The 8,985-nt window shown below is 63.4% G+C and carries 10 protein-coding genes and 1 pseudogene; 7 read left to right on the top strand and 4 right to left on the bottom strand.

Annotation, left to right across the window (positions count from 1 at the left end):
- Positions 1–413: molybdate ABC transporter substrate-binding protein (modA, locus tag VMR03_RS17635; RefSeq protein WP_414693202.1), on the bottom strand; the 413-nt coding region annotated here is incomplete at its 3' end.
- Positions 414–644: 231 nt separating this feature from the next.
- On the opposite strand from modA, the pseudogene VMR03_RS17630 reads away from it, so the two are divergent.
- From VMR03_RS17630 to VMR03_RS17605, 6 genes and pseudogenes are all read left to right on the top strand, one after another.
- Positions 645–944: pseudogene (locus tag VMR03_RS17630) on the top strand (plasmid stabilization protein); the annotation flags it as partial.
- A 216-nt stretch (positions 945–1,160) separates the two neighbouring features.
- Entirely contained in the window at positions 1,161–1,853 is a 693-nt protein-coding gene (locus VMR03_RS17625) for an MgtC/SapB family protein (RefSeq protein WP_325407546.1), read from the top strand.
- 76 nt (positions 1,854–1,929) lie between these two features.
- The gene (locus VMR03_RS17620) at positions 1,930–2,373 is read left to right on the top strand and encodes a DUF2934 domain-containing protein (protein WP_325407544.1); all 444 of its coding nucleotides are present in this window, start codon (positions 1,930–1,932) and stop codon (positions 2,371–2,373) included.
- Between the two features lie 5 nt (positions 2,374–2,378).
- Entirely contained in the window at positions 2,379–2,618 is a 240-nt protein-coding gene (locus VMR03_RS17615) for a hypothetical protein (protein ID WP_325407542.1), read from the top strand.
- A gap of 52 nt (positions 2,619–2,670) precedes the next feature.
- Positions 2,671–3,696 (top strand): ROK family protein, encoded by a 1,026-nt coding sequence (locus VMR03_RS17610; protein WP_325407540.1) that lies wholly within the window; start codon positions 2,671–2,673, stop codon positions 3,694–3,696.
- A gap of 93 nt (positions 3,697–3,789) precedes the next feature.
- On the top strand, positions 3,790–4,209 hold the full coding sequence (locus VMR03_RS17605) for a hypothetical protein (protein WP_325407538.1): 420 nt from the start codon (positions 3,790–3,792) through the stop codon (positions 4,207–4,209).
- A gap of 72 nt (positions 4,210–4,281) precedes the next feature.
- Here VMR03_RS17605 and VMR03_RS17600 read toward each other — a convergent pair whose 3' ends face one another.
- Positions 4,282–6,849: a CHASE3 domain-containing protein gene (locus VMR03_RS17600; protein WP_325407536.1), complete on the bottom strand. Its 2,568-nt coding sequence runs from the start codon at positions 6,847–6,849 to the stop codon at positions 4,282–4,284.
- Positions 6,850–7,345: 496 nt separating this feature from the next.
- Between VMR03_RS17600 and VMR03_RS17595 the strand changes: the two genes are divergently transcribed.
- Positions 7,346–7,846 (top strand): transposase, encoded by a 501-nt coding sequence (locus VMR03_RS17595; RefSeq protein WP_325407534.1) that lies wholly within the window; start codon positions 7,346–7,348, stop codon positions 7,844–7,846.
- Between the two features lie 9 nt (positions 7,847–7,855).
- On the opposite strand, the gene VMR03_RS17590 is transcribed toward VMR03_RS17595, so the two are convergent.
- A complete protein-coding gene (locus tag VMR03_RS17590) occupies positions 7,856–8,281 on the bottom strand; it encodes a response regulator (protein ID WP_325407532.1) in 426 nt (141 codons plus the stop codon).
- Positions 8,282–8,356: 75 nt separating this feature from the next.
- Positions 8,357–8,845, bottom strand: a complete 489-nt coding sequence (locus tag VMR03_RS17585) for a response regulator (protein WP_325407530.1) — start codon at positions 8,843–8,845, stop codon at positions 8,357–8,359.
- Positions 8,846–8,985 lie beyond the last annotated feature (140 nt).

Here is an 8,985-nt window from a genome sequence, read left to right as displayed (position 1 = left end):
AGACGGCCCCCCTGCAGGGCGCCCGCGAGGTCGAAGCCCGGCGCAATGTCGAGTGCGACGGCCGATGCTTTCGGCGCGACGAGAACGAGGCGGTTGCCGAGCAGGTTTTTTCTCGTGCCCGCATCCACGAGATGGCGCTTGTCGAGGTAATCCATCCAGTCGAGATCGGCCGAGACGAAGATCGCGGCCGGCGCGCCTTGCTCGATCTGTTTGGCGAGAACGGAGCTGCCGGCGTAGGAGATTGTCACCTCGTTGCCGGTTTCGGTTTTCCAGCCGGCGGCGACGGCGTCCAGCGCGTTCTTGAGGCTGGCGGCGGCGAAGACCGTGACGGGCGCGTCGGCGCGCGCCGCATGCGATCCCATGGTCACGCAAAGGAGAAGGACCGTCAGAGCGGAGAGAAGGCGGCGCGTCATGAGGATTCCCGGATCTCCAAGCGTTATGTTTATCGAAACATAACGCAGCGGTAAGCCGCCGGAAAGCGGTTTTCCGAACAGAGACCGGTCTAGAGGACGAGCTGGGTCTGCATGGCGATGGCCGCATCGCGGCGTCGGATGGAACCAATCAAGCAAGAGATGAAGAAACCGGAACTTCACCGCTGCGGTGGCGTTCAAGAAGAGGGCTTTCTTCCAGGAGGAGAGGAAACCATGCCACGCGGAGACAAGTCGAGTTACACGAGCAAACAGAAGCGCCAGGCGGAACATATCGAGGAAGGATATCGCCGCCGCGGTACATCGGAGGGAGAGGCCGAGCGTCGCGCCTGGGCGACCGTCAACAAGGAGACGGGCGGCGGCAAGAAATCGGGCTCGGGGCGCGGCAAGAAGGAGAACACCGAGCCGTCCAAGAAGGGCGGCAAGCTCGGCGGTCGCGCCTCGGCTGGGCGTTCGGCGGCGGCGCGTTCAGCATCCGCGCGCAAGGCGGCGCAGACCCGCAAGCGGCGCGCGGCTTCCGCGAGCGCAAAGAGCAAGTCGGGCGCAAAGAAGACGGGTGCGGGTGCGAGAAAGAAGGCGAGCGCAAAGAAGACAACCGCAAGGAAGGCGACCGCAAGCAAACGGAGCACGAGTGCGCGCAAGGCCGCGCCTCGCAAATCAGCCGCCCGAACGTCGCCGGCCCGCAAAACGACGGGACGCAAGACCGCGTCGCGCAAGACGTGATCGCGAAACATGCCGGAAACGGTCAGCACCGACGATATCGCGCTGCGCCTCCTCCTAGCGGTGCTCGCCGGCGCCACCATCGGATTCAACCGGGGCGAACATGGACGCCCGGCAGGACTGAGGACGACGCTGCTCGTCTGTACCGCGGCTGCCGTGACGATGATTCAGGCCAATCTGCTGATGATCCATTCCGGAATGGCGTCGGCGGCGTCGATCCGGCTCGATGTGATGCGATTGCCGCTCGGCATCCTGTCCGGCATGGGCTTTATCGGCGCCGGTGCGATCCTGCGACGCGGCAATGCGGTGCTCGGCGTGACGACGGCGGCGACCCTCTGGTTCGTCACCGTCATCGGCCTGTGCTTCGGCGGCGGTCAGCTTGGCCTCGGTCTCGCCGCGACCGGCATCGGCGTCGTCACGTTGTGGGGGCTCAAATGGTTCGAACAGGCGATGCCGCAGGACAAGCGCGCGACGCTTAAGGTCGTTGCCATGGACGACGGCGGGCCCACGGCAGACGAACTCATCCAGTTATTGCGACAGGATAAAATCGGCGTCATCTCTTGCGCGGTGACGCTGGCTGAAAAGCGCCACACCACGGAACTTCATTTGAGTTTTCGCGGCGACCGCAAAGACGTCGCGCCGCCGTCCCTGGTTGCCGCCATGGCGGGTCGCGGCGGCGTTCTGGAAGTGGATTGGACGCCGTGAGCAGCAACGAGACCGCGCGGAACCTAGCGGCGTCGTATCGGTTTCATTGGATGAGCGACACGCAAGGGGACCCTTGATGGACGACAAAGACGAACGCATACGTGCCCATGCCTATCGCCTCTGGCAGGAAGAGGGGCGTCCCCAGGGACGCGAGAGTATCCATTGGGACATGGCGACAGAACTCGTGGCGGTCGAAGACAACCAGATGCTGGCGACGAAGCCTAACCCGTTGGCGCATCCCGATAATCGCGGCGATTTCGGCGAGCCGGTCGAGCCTCTGCAGGCGGCCGCGACTGTCGGGGATTTGCCGTCGATCACCGATCAGGGCGAGAAACAGCAGATGCCGACGCCCCGGCAGGAGGCGCCGAAGCCGACCGCGCAGGCGGCCCCGAAACCTGCCGTCAGCAAGGCGAAGGCCGCGGCGTCGAAAGGCGCAGGCGAGACGCCGTCCAAAGCGAAAGCGAAAGAAAAGTCTTCCGCCAGGACCCCGACCAGAAAAACCGGCACCAAGAAGAAGTAGTGTCCATGCGCATAGATCCCGCCAATCCGCCCCACATTCGTCCGCTTGAGCGCGGATTCTCGCTCGTGGCCGGGCTGTGTCTGCTGCGTCGCGGATTCCGCCGCGGCGGGATCGACGGCCTTGTCTCGGTGGTCGCGGGAAGTTTTCTCACGGCACGCAGCATGGACGGCACCGGCGAACTGCGGCGACTGATCGAGGTACGCCGTCGACGCGATTTCAGCGGAGGCGCCGAAGATCGCCGGTAAAAAACGACCAACGCCGAAGAAAGGGCGCCACGGTACCGGTGTTCTGCCGGCCGTGCAGGTTGATGCCTATAATCTCGAAATCAGGGACGGCAAAACCTTCATCGGCGACCGCGCGAGCAGGCGTGCCTTTCATTCCATCCTCGACGATCTCCGGAAGAAGATCAGCCGGTTCGGTGGCGATCCGTTCGGGAACGGAAAGAACGGAAGCCGGAAGGGCGAACCGATTTCCAAGAAGAAACTCGACCGCATGCTGGTTTCCGGCAATCCGGTGGCAGCGGGCCTGCTCCTCGGCGCGATCGAGGAATATGCACAGATATTCGCGGAGGTCGTAAAGCGCATTCTGCGGACGCAAAAATGGCGCGGCACCGAATATATCGTGATCGGCGGCGGCATGAGCAACAGCCGGATCGGAACGCTGGCCGTGGGCCGGGCGGAGGCGTTGCTGCGAATGGCGGGGATCAAGGTGTCACTGGTGCCGATCCACCACCATCCAGACGAAGCGGGGCTGATCGGCGTGACGCAACTCGTTCCGCCAGAGGGACTGCGCGATTACGATGCGATGCTCGCCATCGATATCGGCGGGACGAATGTCCGCGTCGGCGTCGTCAAGTTCGGCATGGATGCGGCACCGGACCTTTCTCGCGCAGCCGTCTGGAAATCCGTTCTGTGGCGGCACGAGCCGGACGCGCCGACGCGAGATGCATTCATAGACCGCGTCGCGAAGATGCTCGCGGACCTTGCCCGGCGTGCCGAAAAGAGCGGCCTCAAGCTGATGCCGATCATCGGCGTCGGTTGCCCCGGCATCATCGGTCACGACGGAACGATACGGCGCGGAACGCAGAATCTGCCTGGAGACTGGTCCAGCCGCGATTTCAATCTTCCACACCGGCTCGCGTCGGCGCTGCCGGTCATGGGTGTCGAATGCACGGAAGTGCTGATGCACAACGACGCCGTGGTGCAAGGGCTGAGCGAGGTGCCGTTCATGCACGAGAAGCGGCACTGGGGCGTTCTGACCATCGGCACCGGGCTCGGCAATGCACGGTTCACCAGACGTCGGGCGCGACCTCGCCAAAACTAGGCAATGCGTTTCGCCAGCGGAACTTCGATCGCCCGCTCTCGTTCATTTCCCGTGCGGTCTACGCGCTTCAAACAAATCCATGGAGGAACAGACATGAAAATCACCCACACGCTGATGGTCGGCGCCGCGACGATCTTGCTCGCCGGGCCCGCCTTCGCCGCGGGCGCCGGATCGACGACCGGATCCTCGACCGGCATGTCGTCCGGCAGCTCGATGTCGAACGACAGCTCGACGTCCTATGACTCGAGCGGTTCGACGGATAGCTCCAGCGGCAGCAATGTTCAGCGTTCGACGAAATCTCCGCAGGCGGCGGCGAAGGATGGCTGCAGAAACACGTCGGGATCGACCACCGAGACGAACTCGACGAGCTGTCCGGATCGCGCCGATACGACAGGTTCGATCAATTCAAACACGTCCGGCAGCGTCGGTACGCAGGGCAGCAGCCCGGCGGGTTCCGGTTCGATGAACAGCAGCGGCTCGGCCGGAACGGATGCTTCCGGCGCCACGCAGTAAGCGGCTTCGGGCGGCGGCGGACGATTTTCAGCCGTCCGCCGCCGACGTCCGCGTTACGGATATCAAAAGGGCTCAGACGCCCATCGCGGCTTCGAGCGCCGCCCGGATGTCCGCAAGCTGGAAAGGCTTGCTGAGGAAGACCGCTTCGCCGTCGATCTCCGCATTTGCGCCGGTGCTGTCATAGCCACTGGCGATGACGATCCGCAGAGAGGGATACTCCTTCCGCATAAGCGCGACGAGTTCGGCGCCTGCCATGTCGCCCAATCCCAGATCGGTGACGACGACATCGAATTCCCGGTCGGCTCGCAGGGCATCCAGGGCAGAGGCGCCGCTATCGGCCTCCTTCACTTCATGTCCCAGACTTTCCAGCATATCGACCGTACTCATGCGGACGAGAAACTCATCCTCGACGACCAGAATTCTGAACTTCCGACCGTCCGTCGGCTGTTGCGGCGTGCTGGGGGGAAGGACGATCGGTGCGGCTGGCGCGGGCGCTTCCACTTCGCGTTTTGCAGTGTCGAGAATGCCCCTGACTTTTCTGGCCAGTTCTTCCCGCCGATAGGGTTTGCTCAACAGGAACACGTCGTCGTCGAGCCGCCCGTTATGGACGATCGCGTTCTGCGTATAGCCCGAGGTGAAAAGCACCAGAAGATTGGGGCAAAGAATCTGCGCCCTGCGGGCGAAGTCGCGCGTGTTCATGTCGCCGGGCATGACGACGTCGGTGAAAAGAAGGTCGGGGCGGGCGCCGCTGTCGATGAGGGCGAGCGCTTCGTCGGCATTCTCGGCTTTCAGCACCGAATAGCCGAGTTCCTTCAGGAGATCGGTCGCGGCAGCGCGTACGCCGGCGTCGTCCTCGACGACGAGGATCGTCTCCGTGCCGCCTTCAACCGGCGCGAGGGTGGGCTTCTGGATGGCTTCCTGGCCGCGCCTGGCGCGTGGGAGATAGAGCTTCACCGTCGTGCCGTGGCCGATCTCGCTGTAGATCTTGATGTGACCGCCGGATTGCTTGACGAAGCCATAGACTTGGCTGAGGCCCAGGCCGGTGCCGCGGCCTTCGGGCTTGGTGGTGAAGAAGGGTTCGAAGACGCGTGCCATCACGTCCTGCGGCATGCCTTCGCCGGTGTCGCTCACGGCGAGCATCACATATTGGCCGGGTGAAACTTCCTCGTGCTCGGCCGCGTAGGCGTCGTCGAGAACCGCATTCGACACCTCGATCGTCAGCTTGCCGCCGTCCTTCATCGCGTCGCGCGCGTTGATGGCGAGATTGAGGATCGCGTTCTCGACCTGGACGGGATCGATCAACGTGTTCCACAGGCCGCCGGCGATCACCGCTTCGACGTCATAGCGCTCGCCGAGCGTGCGCCGCAGGAGTTCCGTCATCTCCTGCAAGAGACGTCCGAGGTTCAGCGGGCGCGGATCGAGCGGCTGACGACGCGCGAAAGCGAGAAGTTGCTGGGTCAGCCGCGATCCGCGCTCGACGCCGGAAATTGCGTTCTGCAGGCGGCCGGACGCACGCGGACTTCCCTGTACGTCGGTCGCGAGGAGATCGAGATTGGCGCTGATGATCTGCAGAAGATTGTTGAAATCGTGCGCGATGCCGCCGGTCAGATGGCCGATCGCCTCCATTTTCTGCGCCTGACGGATGATGGCGTCGGCGCGGACGCGCTGCGTGACATCAAGGCAGGCGACGAGAAACCCTCCATCGTTGAGGGCATTGCGGTAGACGTCGAGTTCGCGGTGATCGATGGCAATGCGCTGATAGGCTTCCTCGCCTTGTCCGCCGGCTGGAAGCTCGCCGAGGATCGGATGATTTCTATGTCTGTCGATGTCCTGGAAATTGGCGAGTGCCGCGCCTTCATGGGCCAGTTCGCCCGGAAATTCGAGCAGGCTGAAGAAGCGCGTATTGAAGGCGCGAAGCCGGCCCTGGGCATCGAATGCGGCGATGCCGTCGCGGATGCTGTCGAGCGTCGCCTGCAGCAACGTCGCTTTCTGCGCAAGCGTCTTCTCCGTGCGCGTGAGGCGGACATTGCTTCTCAGCAACAAGGCCGAGGAGCCGAGCAAGAAAATAATGGCCAAAGCCGAGCCGATCAGCGTCACCGTCGTCGTGCGCTGTTCCAGATCCCGCGCAGACTGGCTGCGAACCGAAAGAAGAGCCTCCTCTTCGCTGGTGATCTCTCCGACGATGCGGCGAATTTCGTCCATGACGGCCTTGCCGGAGCCGGACGTAATGAACGTGGAAATCTCGCGGTTGCTGTCATGCAGCCTTATCGCCTGCTCCAGCAGATCGAAGCGTTTGTGCATCAGCGACTGAAGTTCGGCGGTGCGCTTTTGCTGGCGCGGGTTGTCTTCCGTCAGTTCTGTCAGCAGCGCGAAATCCTCGGCGGCGCGTTTGCTCGCGCCCTGGTAGGGCGCGAGATAGGCCGGACGACCGGTGAGCAGATACCCGCGCTGTCCGGTCTCGGCATCCAGCATGTCGGTGAGGAGTGCTTCCGCTGTCCGGATGGCGCGATAGGTATGAATCACGAAATCCTGCTTCTCACGCCATGCCTGCGTGTAATAGACGGAAAATCCGCCGATTACGCCCAGGGAAATGAGAAGGGGGACTAAGGCGAGAAGGAGAATACGGTTGGTCGGCGTCATGAACCGCTTCGTCTTGAAATGAGGGCCCGCGAACTCTAACAGCGGATCGGCGAAGTGTCGCCCAATTATGGCGGAAAAAAGTCCGTACAAAGCGGAGGGACGTTTCCCGGGATCGGGCCGCTCGTCACACAACTCGACGCAATTCCCAATGACGTGTCCCGCTTGTGAACGGACACTCAAGCCAGATGCTCGAGTCGAGTTCGGGCGACTTGTATGGGTTGCCGGCGGGACCGGCGGCACAACACCACTGGAAAGCAGCGGGCCGGCTCAAACGAGTGCCCCCCAAGCTCCGTGCGCATAGCCGGGCCGCTGCTTTCCAACAAGGGCATGGTGGTTGGCCGCTTTTTTCGACGGTGACCTTGCAACTCCCGGGGAACATATCGGCTGTTCTCGCGTTCAGTCATACACGTTCCCCGGGGGGTGCACTCTTTATCCATAAGACGGGACGGGCCTAATGTCGGAACAGATATCTTCCTCGCCTGCGTTTTCGGTGATCATGAACGGGCCATTCGATCGCATTCGGCAGTATCCCACTCTTGGCGAAATCTTCGAATCCGAAGAGCTGAGCCGGGCACTTCTCGAAGCCGCCCGCTGGCCGCAAGGTCCGGAATGCCTGAACTGCAAGACGCTGGGCGCGGCCTGCAAGCTGACGACGCGGCCCGGACTTTGGACCTGCAAGGCCTGCCGCCGCTGCCAGTACAGCGTAACTTCGGGTACGCCGCTGCACGGCACACGCGTCACGCTGTCCGGTTGGGTGGTGCTCTTCCATACGCATGAGGTGCGCCGCCAGCGGCTGAGCGTCTCGCAGGTGAGCCGCAAACTCGGCGTTTCCTATCTGACCGCCAAGAGCATGCTTCGGCGGCTCGACGAGCTCAGAACCGAGATGCCCGAGATGGCCGACCGGCTTCGGCATCAACTGACCGAGCTGTCGGGCCAGAGAGAGGGGCCGTCGGCCGTGATAGCGCCGAAGGCAGGCCCCGTGGTCACGGGCATCTAGCGAGGCGTATCAGACCGCGCCGCTCGGTTCCGCTTCGATCTCTCCGAGAACCGAACGCAGGAAGCTCATCAGCTTCTGAAGCGCGACCGGCTTTTCAAAGACGGTGACAGCCCCGCAATCGGTGTCGCTGGCATAACGGAACGCATCGGCATCGGCCGTCATCAGGATGATGATGGCGCGGTGGTCGAGGTTGCGCGCGGCGTCGGCAACGCGAACGCCGTCCCAGCCCGGCATGTTTACATCCAGCATGATGACGCGCGGCCTGTGCTCGGCGATCTGCTCGAGCGCATGGAAGCCGTCATGCGCTGTGACGACGTCGAAGCCCGCCCGCCGCAGATACTCGCCGACTTCGGCGAGCTGTTCGGGATCGTCGTCGGCGACGAGAAGTCTGGATCGCATCGCGGGGCTCGAATCGTGGTTGGGGTCGCAGGTCATGCGGTGGCCTCCATGAAGCGCCGGGCTCGCTTAAGAGTTGGTAAAAGCCGACGCGGGCGCGACACCAAAAGCCGCTCAGATTTGTGAGATTTTGTCGTCGCCGGCGTCCGAGACACAGGACATGAGCTGCGAGAGGCGGAATGGCTTTCTGAGGACGCCGCGAAGGCGCAGCCCATAGGCGCGGGCGAGCGTCGAGGCGCTGACGATCAGCGAATGCTCCGCCGCGGAAACGAGGATCACCTCGACATCGCCCTTGCAGCCATATTCCTTCAGCGCGCGCAGCGCCTCGATGCCGTCGAATTCCGGCATGTGAAGATCGAGGAGCACCAGATGCGGCGCGAACTCGGAGACGAGCCGGGAGAAATCGGCTCGCCCCGCGCGGGTCTCGACGATGAAGCCTTGGCGGCTCAGGGCCTCGGCGCATTCCTCGGCGAAACCGTCGTCGTCGTCATAGATCAGTGCGCGTTGCATCCCTGTCAGCCGCCGGCTCGCCTGAGGCCGCGCCGCGTCGGCCAGCGCCGGCCGAGGCATTGCATTGGAGGAAGGCCGTTCTGCGCTGCTCATGGACGGGACCCCGTGCTGCTCGTGAACTGGTACTGGTGAAGCCGAAGGCATTCTGCGGAAAGGCCGGCCCCAAGGCTCGCGCGAAAGCGTCGGATTGCGTGAGTGTTTGTGAGCGGCGGCATGGGGCTCAGCCGACGAGA

Origin of the sequence: Parvibaculum sp. (assembly GCF_035511255.1) — a bacterium.
GTDB lineage: Bacteria > Pseudomonadota > Alphaproteobacteria > Parvibaculales > Parvibaculaceae > Parvibaculum.
The sequence above is the reverse complement of the archived record's forward strand: the minus strand, read 5'-3'. Positions and strand labels throughout refer to the sequence as shown.

Bases quoted from the DNA above. Each gene is read 5' to 3' on its own strand.
- VMR03_RS17585 (WP_325407530.1), bottom strand. From the start codon at position 8,845: ATGAGCAGCGCAGAACGGCCTTCCTCCAATGCAATGCCTCGGCCGGCG.
- VMR03_RS17600 (WP_325407536.1), bottom strand. From the start codon at position 6,849: ATGACGCCGACCAACCGTATTCTCCTTCTCGCCTTAGTCCCCCTTCTC.
- VMR03_RS17615 (WP_325407542.1), top strand. From the start codon at position 2,379: ATGCGCATAGATCCCGCCAATCCGCCCCACATTCGTCCGCTTGAGCGC.
- VMR03_RS17605 (WP_325407538.1), top strand. From the start codon at position 3,790: ATGAAAATCACCCACACGCTGATGGTCGGCGCCGCGACGATCTTGCTC.
- VMR03_RS17595 (WP_325407534.1), top strand. From the start codon at position 7,346: ATGAACGGGCCATTCGATCGCATTCGGCAGTATCCCACTCTTGGCGAA.
- VMR03_RS17590 (WP_325407532.1), bottom strand. From the start codon at position 8,281: ATGACCTGCGACCCCAACCACGATTCGAGCCCCGCGATGCGATCCAGA.
- VMR03_RS17620 (WP_325407544.1), top strand. From the start codon at position 1,930: ATGGACGACAAAGACGAACGCATACGTGCCCATGCCTATCGCCTCTGG.
- VMR03_RS17625 (WP_325407546.1), top strand. From the start codon at position 1,161: ATGCCGGAAACGGTCAGCACCGACGATATCGCGCTGCGCCTCCTCCTA.